General features: G+C 67.4%; 18 protein-coding genes. 14 read left to right on the top strand and 4 right to left on the bottom strand.

The annotated features are described in order from the left end of the window. Positions 1-7 precede the first annotated feature (7 nt). Positions 8-604, bottom strand: a complete 597-nt coding sequence (locus FM104_RS14435) for a DUF937 domain-containing protein (RefSeq protein ID WP_087132927.1) — start codon at positions 602-604, stop codon at positions 8-10. Between the two features lie 83 nt (positions 605-687). Between FM104_RS14435 and hpt the strand changes: the two genes are divergently transcribed. The 10 genes from hpt to FM104_RS14385 all read left to right on the top strand — a co-directional run bounded on the left by hpt (position 688) and on the right by FM104_RS14385 (position 9,371). Continuing rightward, positions 688-1,239 (top strand): hypoxanthine phosphoribosyltransferase, encoded by a 552-nt coding sequence (gene hpt / locus FM104_RS14430; RefSeq protein WP_087132926.1) that lies wholly within the window; start codon positions 688-690, stop codon positions 1,237-1,239. Between the two features lie 86 nt (positions 1,240-1,325). Further along, on the top strand, positions 1,326-3,326 hold the full coding sequence (ftsH, locus tag FM104_RS14425; protein WP_087132925.1) for an ATP-dependent zinc metalloprotease FtsH: 2,001 nt from the start codon (positions 1,326-1,328) through the stop codon (positions 3,324-3,326). A 1-nt stretch (position 3,327) separates the two neighbouring features. Beyond that, positions 3,328-3,957 carry a GTP cyclohydrolase I gene (gene folE, locus FM104_RS14420; protein WP_087132924.1) on the top strand — a complete coding sequence of 210 codons (630 nt, stop codon included), beginning with the start codon at positions 3,328-3,330 and terminating at the stop codon, positions 3,955-3,957. Next, entirely contained in the window at positions 3,954-4,751 is a 798-nt protein-coding gene (gene folP / locus FM104_RS14415) for a dihydropteroate synthase (protein ID WP_087132923.1), read from the top strand. The genes folE and folP overlap by 4 nt, the downstream gene beginning before the upstream one ends. A gap of 1 nt (position 4,752) precedes the next feature. After that, on the top strand, positions 4,753-5,121 hold the full coding sequence (folB, locus tag FM104_RS14410) for a dihydroneopterin aldolase (RefSeq protein ID WP_087132922.1): 369 nt from the start codon (positions 4,753-4,755) through the stop codon (positions 5,119-5,121). Further along, a complete protein-coding gene (gene folK, locus FM104_RS14405) occupies positions 5,118-5,666 on the top strand; it encodes a 2-amino-4-hydroxy-6-hydroxymethyldihydropteridine diphosphokinase (protein ID WP_373407858.1) in 549 nt (182 codons plus the stop codon). The genes folB and folK overlap by 4 nt, the downstream gene beginning before the upstream one ends. Next, positions 5,663-6,127: a DUF3180 domain-containing protein gene (locus FM104_RS14400; RefSeq protein ID WP_087132920.1), complete on the top strand. Its 465-nt coding sequence runs from the start codon at positions 5,663-5,665 to the stop codon at positions 6,125-6,127. Before folK ends, FM104_RS14400 begins: the two co-directional genes overlap by 4 nt. Positions 6,128-6,215: 88 nt before the next feature. Beyond that, positions 6,216-6,827 (top strand): PH domain-containing protein, encoded by a 612-nt coding sequence (locus FM104_RS14395; protein ID WP_373407859.1) that lies wholly within the window; start codon positions 6,216-6,218, stop codon positions 6,825-6,827. After that, complete coding sequence (locus tag FM104_RS14390) at positions 6,824-8,668, top strand: PH domain-containing protein (protein WP_256971685.1); 1,845 nt, start codon at positions 6,824-6,826, stop codon at positions 8,666-8,668. Before FM104_RS14395 ends, FM104_RS14390 begins: the two co-directional genes overlap by 4 nt. 1 nt (position 8,669) lies before the next feature. Then, positions 8,670-9,371, top strand: coding sequence for a DUF2520 domain-containing protein (locus tag FM104_RS14385; protein WP_087132917.1), 702 nt, complete (start codon positions 8,670-8,672; stop codon positions 9,369-9,371). Between the two features lie 10 nt (positions 9,372-9,381). Here the strand turns inward: FM104_RS14385 and FM104_RS14380 are convergent, their stop codons facing one another. Then, positions 9,382-11,196, bottom strand: a complete 1,815-nt coding sequence (locus tag FM104_RS14380; RefSeq protein ID WP_087132916.1) for a DUF2207 family protein — start codon at positions 11,194-11,196, stop codon at positions 9,382-9,384. A 92-nt stretch (positions 11,197-11,288) separates the two neighbouring features. Between FM104_RS14380 and lysS the strand changes: the two genes are divergently transcribed. Beyond that, positions 11,289-12,797, top strand: a complete 1,509-nt coding sequence (gene lysS / locus FM104_RS14375; protein WP_087132915.1) for a lysine--tRNA ligase — start codon at positions 11,289-11,291, stop codon at positions 12,795-12,797. Positions 12,798-12,808: 11 nt separating this feature from the next. On the opposite strand, the gene FM104_RS14370 is transcribed toward lysS, so the two are convergent. Next, the gene (locus FM104_RS14370; RefSeq protein WP_087132914.1) at positions 12,809-13,927 is read right to left on the bottom strand and encodes a DUF4192 family protein; all 1,119 of its coding nucleotides are present in this window, start codon (positions 13,925-13,927) and stop codon (positions 12,809-12,811) included. 150 nt (positions 13,928-14,077) lie between these two features. Here FM104_RS14370 and FM104_RS16590 point away from each other — a divergent pair, with 150 nt between their 5' ends. The 3 genes from FM104_RS16590 to FM104_RS14360 all read left to right on the top strand — a co-directional run bounded on the left by FM104_RS16590 (position 14,078) and on the right by FM104_RS14360 (position 16,636). After that, positions 14,078-14,254: a hypothetical protein gene (locus FM104_RS16590; protein ID WP_179206825.1), complete on the top strand. Its 177-nt coding sequence runs from the start codon at positions 14,078-14,080 to the stop codon at positions 14,252-14,254. 153 nt (positions 14,255-14,407) lie between these two features. Then, the gene (cls, locus tag FM104_RS14365; RefSeq protein ID WP_087132913.1) at positions 14,408-15,862 is read left to right on the top strand and encodes a cardiolipin synthase; all 1,455 of its coding nucleotides are present in this window, start codon (positions 14,408-14,410) and stop codon (positions 15,860-15,862) included. A 48-nt stretch (positions 15,863-15,910) separates the two neighbouring features. Beyond that, positions 15,911-16,636, top strand: a complete 726-nt coding sequence (locus tag FM104_RS14360) for a hypothetical protein (RefSeq protein ID WP_087132912.1) — start codon at positions 15,911-15,913, stop codon at positions 16,634-16,636. 72 nt (positions 16,637-16,708) lie between these two features. On the opposite strand, the gene FM104_RS14355 is transcribed toward FM104_RS14360, so the two are convergent. Next, entirely contained in the window at positions 16,709-17,707 is a 999-nt protein-coding gene (locus tag FM104_RS14355; RefSeq protein WP_087132911.1) for a diacylglycerol/lipid kinase family protein, read from the bottom strand. Positions 17,708-17,755: the final 48 nt, after the last annotated feature.

The raw sequence follows: 17,755 nt of genomic DNA, 5'->3' as shown, positions 1-17,755 counted from the left end.
GCGACGCCTACTTCTTGCCGAAGAGGCCGCCCAGGATGTCGCCGACCACGTTGCCGCCGGAGTTCGAGCCGCTCTGCTGGCCGCCGCCGAACATGCCACCGAGCCCACCGAGGATGTCACCGAGGCCGCCGCCACCCGATGACTGCTCGTTCTGGCCGCCGCCGAGCAGCCCGCCGAGAATGTCGCCGAGACCGCCGCCGCCACCGGTGCTCTTGCCCTTGGTGGCGTTCGCGATCAGGCCCATGACGATCGGCGCGAGCACGGGCAGCAGTTTGCCGAAGTCGATGCCACCGGCGGTCTTCTTCGACTCGGTGAGGCTGTTGACGACCTCCTTCTCCTTGTTGCCGAACACGTGCTTGACGATCTTGTCGCCGTCGGCGGTGTCGATGTCATCGACCTTGGAAGCGCCGTTGAAGCCCTCATGGCGGCTGAGCGCCTGCTCGATAGCGGAGGAGCCCTCTGCGGTCTCCGCGTTCTTGGCGAGGCCCCCGAGGAGAGCTGCACCGCCCTCCTGCACCGCCTGACGGGCGACATCCGGGCTGACGCCGAAGCGCTCCGCGATGTCGCCGATCGGCACCTGCTTGAGGATTGCGTCGAAGTCCATGTCTTCCTTCCCCGCGGGCGCGCGCCCGCTCCTGTGCTCACAGTAGTGCGGATGTCCAGCTCGATTCGACCTACACTCGATGCATGCGCGCAGCGGATATCCAGGACGACCTCACCCAGATCCTCGTGACCGAGGAGGAGATCCTCGCCAAGCTGCAGGAACTCGCCGACCGCGTCGCCGCCGACTACGAGGGCAAGGATCTCGTGCTCGTCGGCGTGCTCAAGGGCGCGGTGATGGTGATGGCCGATTTCGCCCGCGCTCTGCCGATGCACGCACCGATGGACTGGATGGCGGTCTCCAGCTACGGAGCGAGCACGAAGTCGAGCGGTGTCGTGCAGATCCGCAAAGACCTCGACACCGACCTGCATGACAAGCACGTGCTCATCGTCGAGGACATCATCGACTCCGGTCTCACCCTGAGCTGGCTGCTGGAGAACTTCGAATCGCGCGGTGCCGAATCGATCGAGGTGCTGGCGCTGCTGCGCAAACCCGAAGCGGCGAAGGTCGAGATCGACTGCAAGTACGTCGGCTTCGACATCCCCGTGGAGTTCGTCGTCGGCTACGGGCTCGATTACGCCGAGCGGTACCGCAACCTGCGCGACGTTGCCGTGCTGGCTCCGCACGTCTATATGTGACGACCTGCGCGCCTCTCCCCGACGGCGTACGCCAATGGTGAACGCACAGCGGCCCCCTAGTGCCCGAGCGGTACGCTGAACGCATCATGGATGTCAAGAAGGTCTCCCGGAACCCGCTGATCTACGTTGCGTTGATCGGCGTGCTGCTTTTCGCTGGTTTTCTGCTGATCTCGAACCTGTCGGCGCCGAAGCAGGTCACGGTGCAGCAGGGTCTGGAACTGCTCGACGGCAAGACGGTCACCGAGGCCATCAACACCGACGGCGATCAGCGAGTCGACCTGACGCTCTCGAAGGAGTTCGAGGGCTCGAAGAACGTCCAGTTCTACTACGTCGAAGCCCGTGCCGACCAGGTCGTTCAGGCCATCGACAAGGCCGCGCCCAAGGACGGGTTCAATGACGTCGTCCCGCGGGCGACCTGGTTCGACGGCTTCCTGTCTCTCCTGCCGCTGGTGCTGCTCGGACTGCTGTTCTGGTGGCTGCTCTCGTCGATGCAGGGCGGCGGCAGCAAGGTCATGCAGTTCGGCAAATCGAAGGCGAAGCTCGTCAGCAAAGAGACCCCGACGGTCACCTTCGCCGACGTCGCCGGTGCCGACGAAGCGATCGAAGAGCTCCATGAGATCAAGGAGTTCCTGCAGGATCCCGCCAAGTTCCAGGCGATCGGCGCCCGCATCCCGAAGGGCGTGCTGCTGTACGGCCCTCCAGGAACCGGAAAGACCCTGCTCGCCCGCGCTGTCGCCGGCGAAGCGGGTGCACCCTTCTACTCCATCTCGGGCTCCGACTTCGTCGAGATGTTCGTCGGCGTCGGCGCCTCGCGCGTTCGCGACCTGTTCAACCAGGCCAAGGAGAACGCCCCCGCGATCATCTTCATCGATGAGATCGACGCCGTCGGCCGCCACCGCGGCGCGGGCATGGGCGGCGGCAACGATGAGCGCGAGCAGACGCTGAACCAGATGCTCGTCGAGATGGACGGCTTCGACCCGAACGCGAACGTCATCGTCATCGCGGCGACCAACCGTCCCGACATCCTCGACCCCGCACTTCTCCGCCCCGGCCGCTTCGACCGGCAGATCGGCGTCGACGCCCCCGACCTCAAGGGTCGGCTGCACATTCTGCAGGTGCACGCCAAGGGCAAGCCACTCGCCGAATCGGTCGACCTCGAAGTCGTCGCGCGCAAGACGCCGGGCTTCACCGGCGCCGACCTCGCCAACGTCCTCAACGAAGCAGCCCTCCTCACCGCACGCTCGAACGCGCAGCTGGTCGACAACCGCGCTCTCGACGAGGCCATCGATCGTGTGATCGCCGGCCCGCAGCGCCGCACGCGCGTGATGAAGGACAAGGAGAAGCTCATCACCGCGTACCACGAGGGCGGGCACGCGCTCGCCGCAGCGGCGATGAACTACACCGACCCGGTCACCAAGATCACGATCCTGCCTCGCGGCAAGGCGCTCGGTTACACGATGGTGATGCCGCTCGACGACAAGTACTCGATCACGCGCAATGAGCTGCAGGACCAGCTCACCTACGCGATGGGCGGGCGCGTCGCCGAAGAGATCGTGTTCCACGACCCGACGACCGGTGCCTCCAACGACATCGAGAAGGCGACGAGCATCGCCCGCAAGATGGTCATCGAGTACGGCATGACCACCGAACTCGGTCCGGTCAAGCTCGGTTCCGAGGGCGGCGAGCCCTTCGCCGGTCGGGACATGGGTCGTGGCCGCGAGTACTCCGAGAGCATCGCCGAGCGCGTCGACCAGGAGGTGCGCGCCCTCATCGAGCAGGCGCACAACGAGGCCTACCAGGTGATCAGCGAGAACCGCGACATCCTCGACCGCCTCGCGCTCGCGCTGCTCGAGCTTGAGACGCTCGACCACAACCAGATCGCCGAGATCTTCACCGAGATCCGCAAGCTCCCCGAGCGCCCGCAGTGGCTCTCGAGCGAGGGCCGCCCGGTGTCGCAGCGCCCGCCGATCGACGTGCCTCGTCGCGCCGATCAGGGCGTCGCTGCCCAGGCCCCGGCTCAGACCGACGCCGCACGCACCTCCACGGCGCGGACGACCGGGGGACAGGCCCGGCCAGCGACGGCCTGACGTGACCGTCGACAGGCCGCGCGTCGAGCAGCTCACCCGCGAGCTGCTCGAAGCCATCGGCGAAGACCCCGAACGACCCGGCCTCACGCAGACCCCGGCGCGCATGGCGGCACTGTACGCGGAGTTCTTCGCCGGTGTCAGCGAAGATCCCGCCGAGCATCTCGCCCGCACCATCAGCGTCTCGCGCGGTCCGGCTCCAGACACGCTGCCCTCGGGCGCGGTGCTGCTGCGCGACATCCGGTTCCGGTCGGTCTGCGAGCACCATCTGCTTCCTTTTGCCGGACACGCACATCTCGCCTACCTCCCCGGTGAGCAGGTCGTCGGGCTCGGAGCGCTCGTCAAGGTCGTCGAGACTCTCGCCGCCCGACCGCAGGTGCAGGAGCGCCTCGGCGAGCAGATCGCCGATACGATCGCCGACAATCTCGACACGCGAGGGGTTCTGGTGATCCTGGATGCATCCCACGGCTGCGTGACGATGCGCGGCGAACGCCAGAGCGCAGCATCCACCCTCACGATCGCCGCCCGCGGCGAGTTCACCGACCCGACCGCCCGTGGCGAGCTGATCACGCTGATCGGCGCTGCGGGCACCGGCTCGACGGCCCATACGCGCACCGCGGAGACGCCCGAATGACCGGCATCTGGGGGATCCTCAACGTCACCCCGGACTCCTTCAGCGATGGCGGCCGCTACGCCGACCCGGTCGACGCTGTCGAGCACGCTCGGGTGCTGCACGCGCAGGGCGCCGGGATCATTGACGTCGGCGGCGAATCGACCAGACCTGGGGCCATGCGGGTCTCCTTGCCCATGGAGCAGCAGCGTGCGCTGCCGGTGATCGAAGCGCTCACCGACGCGGGCATACCGACCTCCATCGACACACTCAACGCCGACACCGCGGTCGCGGCCGTGCGCGCGGGCGCCCGCGTCGTCAACGACGTCTCGGGCGGGCTCGCCGACGAGCGGATGCTGGCAGCCGTCGCTGACTCCGGCGCCGACATCGTGCTCGGACATTGGCGTGGCCCATCGACCGACATGTACGCGCGAGCTCAGTACGAACGAGTGGCGCGCGAGGTGGCTGCCGAACTGCGGGAGCGCATGACCGCGGCAGCATCCGCCGGGATCGCGCCCGACCGCATCATCGTCGACCCCGGCATCGGCTTCGCCAAGTCGGGGGAGCAGAACTGGCAGGTGCTGCGTGGGCTCGACGAGCTCACCGCGCTCGGCTGCCGGGTGATGATCGGCACCTCACGCAAGCGGTTCCTGACCGAGACGCTGGGCGGCGGCAGCGTCAGTGAACAGCGGCGGGACCTGTCCACGGCGGTCACCAGTGCGCTCGCCGCACGGGCCGGTGTGTGGGCCGTGCGCGTGCACGACGTCGCCGCCACACGAGATGCGCTGGCGATCGTCGGCGCGTGGGATGGAGTCTGACATGGAGCACCTCGACGAGATCTCCCTCACCGGCCTGACGGTGTTCGGTCACCACGGTGTGTTCGACCACGAACGCCGCGACGGCCAGAACTTCATCATCGATCTGCAGCTGCGTCTCTCGCTTGCGGATGCTGCCGCATCCGACGACGTCGCCGACACAGTGCATTACGGCGAGCTCGCCGACCGGGTCGCGGCGGTGGTGGCCAGCGACCCCGTCGACCTCATCGAGACGCTCGCGCAGCGCATCGCCGACGTCGTGCTCGCAGACGAGCGCGTGCAGTTCGTGACGGTCACGGTGCACAAGCCGCAGGCGCCGATCGCTCAGACGTTCTCTGACGTCGCGGTGACATTGCAGCGAGGGGGAGCATGATGGATCGGCGTCTGACGCACCTGCCACAGCCCCCCGATCCGCGCCCCGGCCGCGAGCCGCAGGTCGCCGTGATCGCGCTGGGCTCGAACGAGGGCGACCGCGGCGAGATCCTGCAGGCCGCTGCGGCTCGACTGCGTCGACTCCCGCTTGTCGATGACCTGGTGATGAGCGACCCGATCGAGAGCATCGCGGTGAAGCCGGACGGACCCGACCCGGATGCGCCGAGGTACCTGAACGCCGTTGCGCTGGTTACCACGCGGTTGGCACCGCAGGTGCTGCTGGGCATGCTGCACGCTGTCGAAGAAGAGCAGGGTCGGGTGCGACACGAGCGCTGGGGCGACCGCACCCTCGACCTCGACCTCATCGCCTACGGCGATTTCGAGAGCGACGACGAGCACCTCCTGGTGCCGCACCCGCGCGCGGCGGAGCGACTGTTCGTGCTGGAGCCGTGGTTGAGCATCGATGCGGATGCTGTGCTGCACGGTCATGGACGCGTCGATGAACTGGTGCGCCGACTCAAGGACGCTGGGGGAGGCACCGGGTGAAGCGCACCTCGAGCAGCGTGCTCGCTGTGCTCGCCCTGCTGGCGGCGGGCTCAGGCTTCGGCTTCGATCATCTGCTCACCGTCAGCGGCCGGGCGACATTCGTCCCATCTGGATTCCTCCCCGTACTGCTGCTCATCATCGCCGGTGCGGTCCTCTGGCTGGCCTGGCCCGTCCGTCGCAGCAAGCGCGGTGGCACGCGGATCGACCCCTTCCGCGCGCTGAGAGCAGCCACGCTCGCCCAGGCCTCCAGCCTGCTCGGCGCGATTCTCGCCGGCTTCGGAATCGGGCTGCTCGTGTTCTTGGTGTCCCGGCCGATACCCGCGCCGGTAGGGTCTATTGTGGCGATGGTCGCGCTCGTCATCGGCGCTCTAGTGCTGGTCGGGGTCGCGCTCGTCGCGGAACAGTTCTGCACCCTGCCGAAGGACCCTGATGACCGACAGCCAGACGCCCCCTCCTCATGAGCCGAGCGCGCCGCTGACCCCGCCGCCCTATTCGGCGCCGCAGCCGGGGCAGGCGGAGGTTCCGCCCGCCTATCCGACGGCTCCTCCAGTGCCGGCATCCGCTCCGTCTGCTCACTCGGCATCCGCTCCGTCGCCGGAAGCCGCACCGTCTGCATCCGCTCCTGTGACGCCCGATGCGCTCGACGCTGGCACGTACTCTGCGCTGCGCACTCCGCGCAGCGCCTCGGCGCTCGCGCTCGACGGCACGTGGCACCAGATCTCGCCCCGCTGGGTAGCGTCGCAGTTCCTGCAGAACGGGCTGTTCCTCGCCCTCGTCATCGTGGTGATGCTCGTGATGGCCTTCGCCTTCGAGCAGGCCTGGGTCTGGATCCCCGGTGGCATTGTGATCTTGTTCACGCTGATCACGCTCATCATCCTGCCCCGCCAGGCGAAGGCCACCGGGTACATGCTGCGCGCCGATGACATCGTGTTCCGCCGCGGCATCCTGTGGCAGCGCATGGTCGCCGTGCCCTACGGGCGCCTGCAGCTCGTCGACATCACGCACGGCCCGCTCGATCGCGCGTTCGGCGTCTCGCAGCTGAAGATGGTCACCGCCGCGGCAACCACCGGCGTGCAGATCCCCGGGCTCACGCAGCCCGCCGCCGAAGCGCTGCGCGACACCCTGATCGAGGTCGCCGAGACCAGGCGGACTGGCCTGTGAGCATCCCCTCCGCTCCTGCCCCCGAACCTGGGGTTCCCACCGGAACACTGCCGGATGGCGGATCGTCGAGCCTTGCTGATGGCGAATGGCACCGGATGCATCCGCTCACGCCCCTGTTCAAGGGCGGGCTGGTGCTTCTCATCGTCGCCGGCATCCTGGTCGCGAACATGCGCGATCGGATCATCAGCTGGTTCGTGAAGCTGTTCGCGCCGGAAGAAGCCGACTACCTCTCCTACGGCGGAGATCCCGTCGACTGGGTCCTGGCCAACAACCTGCTGCTCATCGCGCTGCTCGCCGTGGTGGGACTGATCATCGTGCTGGTCGTCATCTTTTGGGTGATCTGGCGATTCCACCAGTTCCGCATCACCGGCTCGCACGTCGAGGTGCGCAAGGGCCTGCTGTTCCGCTCGCAGCGCCGCGCTCCGCTCGATCGCGTGCAGGGCGTGAACCTCACGCGTCCGTTCCCCGCGCGCCTCATCGGGCTCGCCAAAATCGAGGTCGTCGGGGCAGGCAACGACTCGAACGTCGACCTGGAGTACCTGGCCACGTCCAAGGCCGAGGCCGTGCGCAAGGACATCCTGCGGCTCGCGTCGGGAGCTCGGAACGCGCGACTGGTCGCATCCGGTGGCGCCCCCGCCCATTCCACCCCCGCCCAGGCCGGGCATTCGGGCGTGGCCGGGATGCGCGACGAACTCGTCGGGTCGATGAACGCCGGCGTGACCGGGCTCATCGCGGGGGTCGACCTCGACGATGTCGCCCCCGAGAGCGTCGTGAAGATCCCCACCGGACGGCTGATCGGCTCGCAGCTGGTCAACTCGCTCGTCTGGGTGGGAGTGTTCGGGATCATCTACGCGGTCGCGATGGTGATGAGCTGGATCGGGATGACCTCCGAAGGCGATTCCGGTGAGGACGTCCTCATCGCGATGCTGGCGATCACTTTCGGCATGGGTATCCCGCTGGTGATCGCCATCGTCGGCATCACCTGGGCACAGATCTCGCGATCGCTGCGGTATGCGATCGCGCCGACGCCTGATGGCATCCGCCTGACGTTCGGTCTGCTCACGACGATCACCGAGACGCTGCCACCGGGCCGCATCTTCGCCGTGGCTGTCACGCAGTCTCTGCTGTGGCGGCCGTTCGGCTGGTGGTCTGTGAAGATCAACCGGATGTCGGGCAAATCTGCGTCGCAGCAGCAGTCCGGCACCGCTCAGCAGTTCAACATCGTGCTGCCGGTCGGCAAGCGCGCCGATGTCGAGCGCGTGCTCGGACTCATCCTGCCGGATCTCACCGCCTCCGACCTCGCCGACATCTGGGAGCGGGGCGTGGAGGGACGCAAGACAGGCGAGCCGTTCCACACGATCCCCGCACGCGCCGCCTGGCGGCATCCCTTCACCTGGAAGCGGCAGGGATGGGCACTCACCCGGGCGGGCCTGCTGCTGCGCAAGGGCTGGGCGTGGCGTCGCCTCGCCATCTTCCCGCTGGCTCGACTGCAGGGCATCTCGGTGACGCAGGGCCCGCTGTCGCGCGCACAGCGCATCGCATCGGCTCAGGCGCATTCGGTAGCTGGCCCGGTCAGCGGCGCGGTCGCGTCGCTCGACCGCAGTGACGCCATCGCACTGCTCGACGACGTGGCACGAGCCACCGCGAATGCCGTGTCTACGGATCACAGCCATCGCTGGGCAGAAAACGCCTCGGTGCCGGTGGGCGCTGCCGCAGATGCGCCGTCTGCCTACGCCGCACCTGCATCGGCATCCGCACCGGCCGCCGCTGCGCAGCCGACTCCACCGCCGTATGCGCCGCCGGCATCCCCGGCGACCCCGCCACCGTTCAGCGGCGACTGAGATGACTGCACCCGGACGCCTCGGCGTCGGCATCATCGGCGCCGGCAAGGTCGGCCCCGTCATCGGGGCCGCCCTCGCCGGTGCCGGCCATGCCATCACCGGCATCACCAGCGGCTCAGACGATGATCGGGCTGCTGCAGTGCTGCCCGGTGCGCCGGTACTCGACGCCGTCGAGGTCGTGCGGCGCAGCGAGCTCGTCGTGATCGCCGTGCCGCACGATGAGCTGCCGGCACTCGTGCAGGGCATCGCGGACGTCGGCGGATGGCAGATGGGGCAACTCGTGCTGCACGTCGATCCGGCCTACGGCATCGACGTGCTGCGTCCCGCTGCCGAGCATGGCGCGATTCCCCTGGCCGTGCATCCGGCGATCCTCTTCAACGGCACCACGCTCGACCTGCGACAGCTGCAGGCCTCGTTCGCCGGCGTCACCGCTCCCGCCGCGGTGCTGCCGATCGCGCAGGCGCTCGCCGTGGAGATGGGCTGCGAACCTGTCGTCATCGCCGAACAAGACCGCGCTGCGTACGCGGAGGCGATCGCCACAGCATCCGAATTCTCACGATCGATTGTGCAGCAGGCGACGGGACTTCTGCGCGGCATCGGCGTGGGGAACCCCGGCGGCTACCTGTCTGCGCTCGTGCAGTCGGCTGTCGAGCGCGCGCTGCGCGATGAATCCGATTCGATCGGCCCATCGCCTGCGCTCTGAGCGCTACGCGTCAGCGCCCGCCGGAGAACCCGCCGCCCCCGCCGCCGCCCGAGAAGCCGCCGCCCATCGAACCACCCGACGATGACGACGACGCCGAATAGCTGGCCGCCGAGCGGACTGACTGCGAGTAGCGCGAGAGATTCGCGCCGATGCTGATGTTCGCTGCGTGGGCGATCCAGATCGGGTGCGTGTCCGCCGTGTCGTACGCGGTCTGCAGCACCTGCGTCCAGGTCTTCTCCTCGCCGAACAGCATGGCGTAGGGGAGCAGCTTCTCGTAGAGGTGCACCACATCGACCTGGCCATCACTGCGCCGCTCAGCGCCCTGGTATGACTGCAGCATCCGCATCCGGTCGGCCTCCGCGACGCGGATGAACTCCTTCAGGCCCATCAGGTACTCGTAGCGCTCGGCGCCGTCGCGAGTGAGCACGGTGTGCTTGCCGAAGGCCACGAACGAGGTGATCACGGCAGCGGTGAAGGTGAAGATGACCGCAGCGACCGACAGCGGCAGCATGTCTCGGTCGAGTGTGAGGTTCCACACCAGCAGCGCGACCGCGCCGAGGAGCAGGGCGATGCCCACCCCGGCCAGGGCCATCGCTGCGCGACTGCGCTCGGTCGTCACCCATCCGTGCGTCTTCGCCGCAGCCTTCCCCTTGGCCGCGAGCTTCGTCATCCGCTTCGCGAACTTCTCGTTTGTGCGCGGAATCACGCGCAGCCGGGACCCGCCGGTGAACACCGCATCGAGAGTGGCGAGGTCGAGGGGAGCTGTGACGGCCTCGCGATCGAGCAGCCGCACGGAAGGACGTTTGCTGTCTGCTTCTTCTTCGAGGCGCACCGCGCTCTGCACGGCCAGATGCACCAGCTCGGCGGGGATGGGGTTCGGAGACCGCGGGATGAGTGCGGCGGCGGTCAGCGGCTCGAGCTCGTCTGGCACGTCGAACTGGGCCACGATGATGCCGGTCGCGATGCGGCGCTTGCGTGCCAGGCGTGCGACGGCGAACCACGAACCGGTGAGGAGCGCGAGGGCGCCTGCGCCGAATCCAGCGGCACCGAAGTCGGCCACCGGGTCGGGCTGACGGGCCGCGGGTTGCGTAACGGTGCCTGCGTCGAAGCCGATGGCGAGGGTGATGCCGTCGCCGGCGTCGCGTTCACCTGACGTCACCCGGAACACCTGGGCGTCTCCGTCGGTGCGCGGTCCATCGAGGTCGCAGCGACGGCTGCTGCCGTAACCGCCCTCATAGCAGGCGCTATCACCGGTGAAGGCATGCGCGAGCGCGCCAAAGAACGACAGTTCGATGTCGACACGGTCGATCGGCTGCGTGCTGTCGAGGGGGAGCAGATCCCAGTAGAACTCGTCGTTGTGCGACTTCGAGCCGGTGACCATGAAGTCCCGCATCGTGTACTCGATCACGTAGGTGGTGGCGCCGTGCACGTAGTCGTCGTCGCCGGTGAGCACGTAGAGCATCCCGTCGTCGGATTCCGTCTCATACGGCATGGGCTGCCCGTCGGCATCCTTCACCGAGACGATGTCGAGGCTGATGCCCGCACCCTCGTAGCGCTCCGGATACCCGCGCACGATCCCCTTGTTCTGATCGGCGTCGGGAAACTCGGCCACCAGCGTCTCGGTGACGTGCGCTACGGCTCGGCCCTCGGCATCGAGCGATACGGCGTAGTGCGCGTCCCACGACGAGTAGGAGAAGTCGTCGACGTCGGCGGATGCTGCGGATGCCGGCAACAGCACAGCCGCCAGCAGCCCGACCATCATCGTGAGAACGGTGAGGATCCGCTTTTGACTGTCAGAACGGTGGTCACCTCGGTGGACTCGCATGGTTAAGAGGCTAACGCGGGGGAGTCGGCGGCTTCGGGACGGTGCGGGCTCGCCGGTAGACTGGACGAGACTTTCTTCAAGGAGCCCCACCCATGACTGACGCGTCTGCGCCGATCCCCGAGGACGACATCTTCGAGCAGAAAGCGGTTCGCCTCGCCAAGCGCGACAAACTGATCGCGAACCGAGTGGATGCCGGTGGCGGTGCCTTCCCGGTATCGGTGCCCGTGACCCACAGCATCTCTGCCCTCCGCTCGGAGTACGGCGAGATCGAGGCCGACACGCAGACCGGACTGGTCGTCGGCATCGCGGGCCGCATCGTCTTCAGCCGCAACACCGGCAAGCTCTGCTTCGCAGCCCTGCAGGCCGGCGACGGATCGCGCATCCAGGCCATGGTGTCGCTGGCCAACGTCGGCGAGGAATCGCTCGCGGAGTGGAAGGAACTCGTCGACCTCGGCGACCACGTCTTCGTGCACGGCGAGGTCATCTCCAGCCGTCGCGGCGAGCTGTCGATCATGGTCGACAGCTGGCAGATCGCCTCGAAGGCGATCCTCCCCCTGCCGAACGTCTACGGCGACCTCAACGAAGAGACGCGGGTGCGCAGCCGCTTCCTCGACCTGATCGTCCGCGACCAGGCGCGCACCACCGTGCGCGCTCGCGCTGCGGTGAACGCCAGCCTGCGCGCCACCTTCACTGCGCGCGACTTCCTCGAGGTCGAGACACCCATGCTGCAGGTGCAGCATGGCGGAGCATCCGCTCGTCCGTTCATCACGCACTCGAACGCGTTCGACACCGAACTGTTCCTGCGCATCGCCCCCGAGCTGTATCTGAAGCGCGCCGTCGTCGGCGGTATCGACCGGGTGTACGAGATCAACCGCAACTTCCGCAACGAGGGCGCCGACTCCACGCACAGCCCGGAGTTCGCGATGCTCGAGGCGTACCAGGCATACAGCGATTACAACGGCATCGCCGATCTCACGCAGGAACTCGTGCAGAACGCAGCGGTCGCCGTCACCGGATCCACGACGGTCACCTGGGCAGACGGCACCGAGTACGAGCTCGGCGGCGACTGGGACCGCATCTCGATGTACGAATCGCTGTCTGCCGCCTGCGGACGCACCGTGCAGCCGGGCGACGCGGTGGAGGATCTGATCGCGTTCGCCGAGGCGAACGACGTCGACATCCCCCCGCACCCCACGCACGGCAAGCTCGTCGAAGAGCTCTGGGAGCACTTCGTGAAGGTCGACCTCGTGCGTCCCACGTTCGTGATGGACTTCCCCGTCGACACGTCTCCGCTGGTGCGCGAGCACCGCTCGATCGCTGGCGTCGTCGAGAAATGGGACCTCTACATTCGCGGATTCGAGTTGGCGACGGGCTATTCCGAGCTCATCGACCCGGTCATCCAGCGCGAGCGCTTCGTCGAACAGGCGAAGCTCGCCGCCCGTGGCGACGTCGAGGCGATGCCGGTGGACGAGGAATTCCTGCGCGCGCTCGAGCACGGCATGCCGCCGTCAGGTGGAATGGGGATGGGCATCGACCGCCTGCTGATGGCCATCACCGGCCTCGGCATCCGCGAGACGATTCTCTTCCCGCTGGTCAAGTAGCCCACCAGAACTCACGGTCTGCGCAGCGACCATTCCGGCAGCATCGCGGCCGACAGCATGGTCGAGATGAGCGACGCCATGCTGTGGTGCGGATCGATCGCCAGCGCCTGATCGACGTACTCGCCAGCGTGCGAAGAGCGGCCCAATGCCCATGCCAGCCATCCTGCTGCGGTGAGTGCGCCGACCTTCGCAGGCTGCGGCGCGCGGGCGATCGCGAACCGCACCACCTCCAGTGCGCAGCCCAGGCGGTCGATGTCGGGTCGGGACCCGCGGCCGAGGAACACCTCGCCGACAGCATCCGGAACACCCGAGCCGCGGTCTGAGAACTCCAGCTGCGCATCGAGCGCGTGGTAGCCGAAGTCCAGGTCAGTGGCCCACTGCACCAGGATCGCGTCGCGCAGCACCGGGCGGTTCAGACACCAGAGCAGCGCGGCACAGGAATACGGGGCGGCGTCGGACGGCATCTCCAGCAGCGCCTCGGCGAAGCTCGGCAGATCGTCGAGAATCACCGCCGCCACGTCGAGCGCGATCGGATTGTCTCCCGCGCCGATGTGCGCACGGCCCTGCTCGTGCCGCTCCAAGACGTGCGTGAGTTCCTGCAGGGCCCGACCGACCTGTTCCCGCTCGACGAGGTTGCTCGGCGGCAGTGCGGCTCCGGCGAGCTGATCGCCGCTGACATCGCCGATTCCTGGCAGCGACGGCGGGCCGGGGATGTCTTCCAGCGACTCGATTCGCGCCTCATCCGTCAGATAATCGCCCCAGCCGTCCGGTGTCACGCACAGCGCCTCGACGAGACGCAGACCGGTCTGCACGCAGACGTCGAGCAGTGCCTCCGTCATCGCGAGGTGCGGCAGCAGCGTGCCGTCTGGCACCGACACAGCGCATTCGTCGGTGTAGACGACGAACGCGACCGCATCCACGCCACTGACCTGCAGCAGCGCCTGCAGCGCGACATCCGCGAAGGTCTCGGCCTCGATCTCGGTACCGGGCAGGTCTATGCGCATCGCGCCGTGCGTGCGCTTGCCGTGGAACGGCAGCATGACGAGACTCTGTCGTGGTGTGAAACCGGCGAGCGAGGGAACAAGGCCGAGGAACTCGGCCGGATCTGTGGCTTTGATGACTGTGCTCATACGGCGAGTGTGGCGAGGGCCACCGTCACGCACGAGGGCAGATCCCACGGATTGTGCGGTGGAGGCGTTATCGCGCAATGGTGCAGACGGAATGGGGCGAGCGGATGCTGCTCCGCGCCCACCCATAGCCTCGGGGCGTATCATCAGAATGTGGAGAACTTCTGGGTCGCGGCGGCATGGTCGATTCTGCCGACCATCGGCGTGTGCATCGTTTTTGTCGTAGTGCTGCGCGGCATCCTGCACTCCGACCGCACCGAGCGGAAGGCCCACGCTCGCATCGAGGCCGAGGAGCGCGCTGCGCGCGGACTCCCGCCTCGCGCCTCTTGATCCGCTGAGCCCTGCGCGCGGGCCCGCCTCCGTCTGAAACCGCCCGACAGCTCGCAGGTGCGGGCGAAGTCGGTCGCTGCGGCTACTCTGATCCCAGGCACTAGTCGGCATGGCCGAGATGAAGGAGCGCGCACGGTGGATACCGCAACGCTTGTGGCCTCTTGGCCGTGGTGGGCGGCATTCGGATATATCGCTATCGATCTGACCGTCCGCATCGTCGCGGTCATCGTGATTCCTCGCAACCGTCGCCCTACTTCTGCGATGGCGTGGCTGCTGGCGATCTTTTTTATTCCAGTGTTCGGGGTGCTGCTGTTCCTGCTGATCGGAAACCCGAAGCTGCCGCGCGCTCGGCGGAAGAAGCAGGAGCGCATCAACGAGTACATCCTCGACACGGCCAGCCACCTGAAGTTCGGCACGCTGCGCCCGAATGCGCCGGAATGGTTTCCGCCACTGGTGACGATGAACCATGCCATGGGCGCTCTGCCGCTCTCCGGCGACAACGGCGCGCACCTCATCAGCGGCTACCAGGATTCGCTCGATGCAATGGCGGAGTCGATCCGCGATGCGCAGGAACACGTGCACATCGAGTTCTACATTCTGCAGTCCGACGAGGCGACCGATGGCATCTTCCGGGCGATGGAGGATGCGGTGTCGCGCGGCGTTCCGGTGCGAGTGCTGCTGGACTACTGGGCGAACCGCTGGAAGCCGAGATATCGCGAGACCATCCGACGCCTTGAGGCCATGGGGGCTGATTGGCACCTGATGCTGCCGGTGCAGCCGTTGCGCGGACGCATCCAGCGCCCCGATCTGCGCAACCACCGCAAGTTGCTCGTGGTCGATGGCCGGGTCGGATACGTCGGCTCGCAGAACGTCACCGATTCGACGTACAACCTGCCCAAGAACATCAAGCGCGGTCTGCACTGGGTCGATCTGATGGTGCGCGTCGACGGGCCGGTCGTCGCGAGCCTGAACGCGGTTTTCTTGACGGACTACTACGCCGAGACCGACCGCGTTCCCGAGGGGATCGACATCACACGGGTTGAAACCGGTGAGGGCGATCTCGACTGCCAGATCGTGCCATCCGGCCCCGGATTCGAGGTCGAGAACAACCTGCGGCTGTTCCTCGCGCTGCTTTACGCGGCGAAGGATCAGATCATGATCGTGAGCCCGTACTTCGTGCCCGATGAAGCGCTGCTGCTCGCCGTCACCGGTGCCGTGGACCGTGGTGTGCGGGTCGAGCTGTTCGTGTCAGAAGAGGGTGACCAGGCGATGGTCTACCACGCGCAGCGCAGCTACTACGAGGCGCTGCTGCGAGCCGGAGTGCGCATCTGGCTGTACCCGCGCCCGTACATTCTGCACACGAAGAGCCTCACCATCGACGACCAGACCGCCGTGATCGGGTCGAGCAACATGGACATGCGCTCGTTCGGTCTGAACATGGAGGTGTCGATGCTCGTGCGCGGTGAGGAATTCGTCGCCGAGATGCGCGAGCTCGAAGACACCTACCGCACGCTCAGCCGAGAGCTGACCCTCGAGGAATGGTCGCAGCAGCCGCTGCGCTCGACCGTGCTCGACAACCTCGCTCGGCTCACCTCTGCGCTGCAGTGAGTGCGCGGTTGCTCGGCGACAGATTCCGAGCCCGGGTAGCCTGAGCCCATGACTTCTTCTCGACGGCGTTCCGCCTTCTCGGCTCTCGCCCTCACTGCCGCGGCTGTGCTGATCGCTGGCTGCGCGCAGTCTCCGGCTTCGCCGCCGCCCACCAGCACGCCGGGGCAGAGCGCCAGCGCGAACCCGACCGTTCCGGGCAGCGATGGCGGCGACATCGAGACCGCGTGGATCGACGACGGCCGCGGATTCGCCATCATCACCTGGGGTTCATCGACCTGTGTTCCGGTGCTGGGCGACGTCACCGCAGACGGACAGACGATCGCCGTGACGCTCAGCAACAACGACGAGAAGGTCTGCACCGACGACCTGGTGCCGCGTGGGCTGTTCGTCAGCACGCCCGATGGCGTCGACGTCACGCAGGATGTCGACGTGCAGGTCGATTACGCTCCGCGCAGTCAAGGCGTCGATCTCGACGCTCTGGCAGAGGCGCCGCAGGGCATCAGCGAACAGCAGCCATCGGCCGGATGGTTCGAAGACGACGGCATCACCCTCCTCACCTGGGGATCATCGACGTGCCCGCCGGTCATCGAAGACATCGACCACACGGATGCCGGTGCCACGATCACCTTCGCCACCGTCGATCGCGTGTGCACGATGGACTTCGTTCCGCGCGTCACAGCGATCATGCTGCCGCGCGAGCATGACGACGATGCGCCGTTCGAGCTCACCCTCCGTGGGGACAACCTCGACGGAAAGGTCGCCGTCGTCGGCTGACAAGCAGCATCGGCAGTATCCGCTGACCGGCAGCATCCGTTGGTCGCGCAGCATCCGCCGTTCGCGGGGACCTCAGAAACGCGAGACGTCGTGCCCGGAGGGGAGCACGATGCGCAGGCCGCCCTGCTCGATGCGGCAGGTCATCCGCACTGCCGCGCCGAAGGCATCGCCGTCGAGTTCGATCGAGGTCGGTGCGACCATTGCGGTCTCGGCGACGTGGCCGTGCAGGTAGCGGATCGACGCATTTCGGCCGCGGCGCTCAAGCACGCGTCGGCCGGCGCGTGAACGGGTCAGCACCGAGTTGTCCCACCAGACCTTGCGCCATAGACCCAGCCAGCCCAGCGGCCCGGTCGGCTGGATCACCGCGATGTCCATGCGGCCGTCGTCGAGTGAGGCATCGGGCATGAGTGCGATGCCCGCAGGCAGTGCGCCGCAGTTGGCGAACAGCATGCTGTGCACCTTGGTGGAATGCAGGCGGCCGTCGTCGATCTGATACACGACCCGGAATGGCTTGGCTCCGGGCAGCGAACGCGCGGCACCATCGATGTACGCCACCCAGCCGACCGACTTTTTCAGTTCAGTCTTGGTATTGGCGATCATGTCGGCGTCGAGGCCCATCCCGGCGAGCACCACGAAGGCATGTTCGGTCTCGGTGTCGTCTTCGCGGGTGAGCTTCGCCCAGCCGATGTCGACCGGGTGGGTCATCCCGGTGAAGACAGCATCCATCATCGTCTCGGGGCGCGCGAGCGGCAGCGACAGGTTGCGCGCGAAGAGGTTTCCCGTGCCGCTGGGGATGACGGCGAATGGGATGCCGGTTCCCGCCATCGCCTCGGCGGCGGCGCGCACCGTGCCGTCGCCACCCGCCGCGAGCACGGCGGATGCCCCGTCATCGAGGGCGGTGCGCGTGATGAGCTGGCCGGGGTCGTCGACGCGGGTCTCGTAGAACCGCGGCGGCGCCCAGCCGTGATCCTCGGAGAGAGTCAGCAGCGCGGTGCGCAGTCGGTGGGCGTCGACCTTGACGGGGTTGAGAACGAGTGCCGCGTGTGTGCGCGGAGTCTCGGATGCCGTCATGCCGCCACTCTACGGCTGAACGCGCGGGGAGGACGCTCGATAGACTTG

Source organism: Microbacterium esteraromaticum (genome assembly GCF_900163815.1).
Taxonomy (GTDB): domain Bacteria; phylum Actinomycetota; class Actinomycetes; order Actinomycetales; family Microbacteriaceae; genus Microbacterium; species Microbacterium esteraromaticum_B.
The sequence above is the reverse complement of the archived record's forward strand: the minus strand, read 5'-3'. Positions and strand labels throughout refer to the sequence as shown.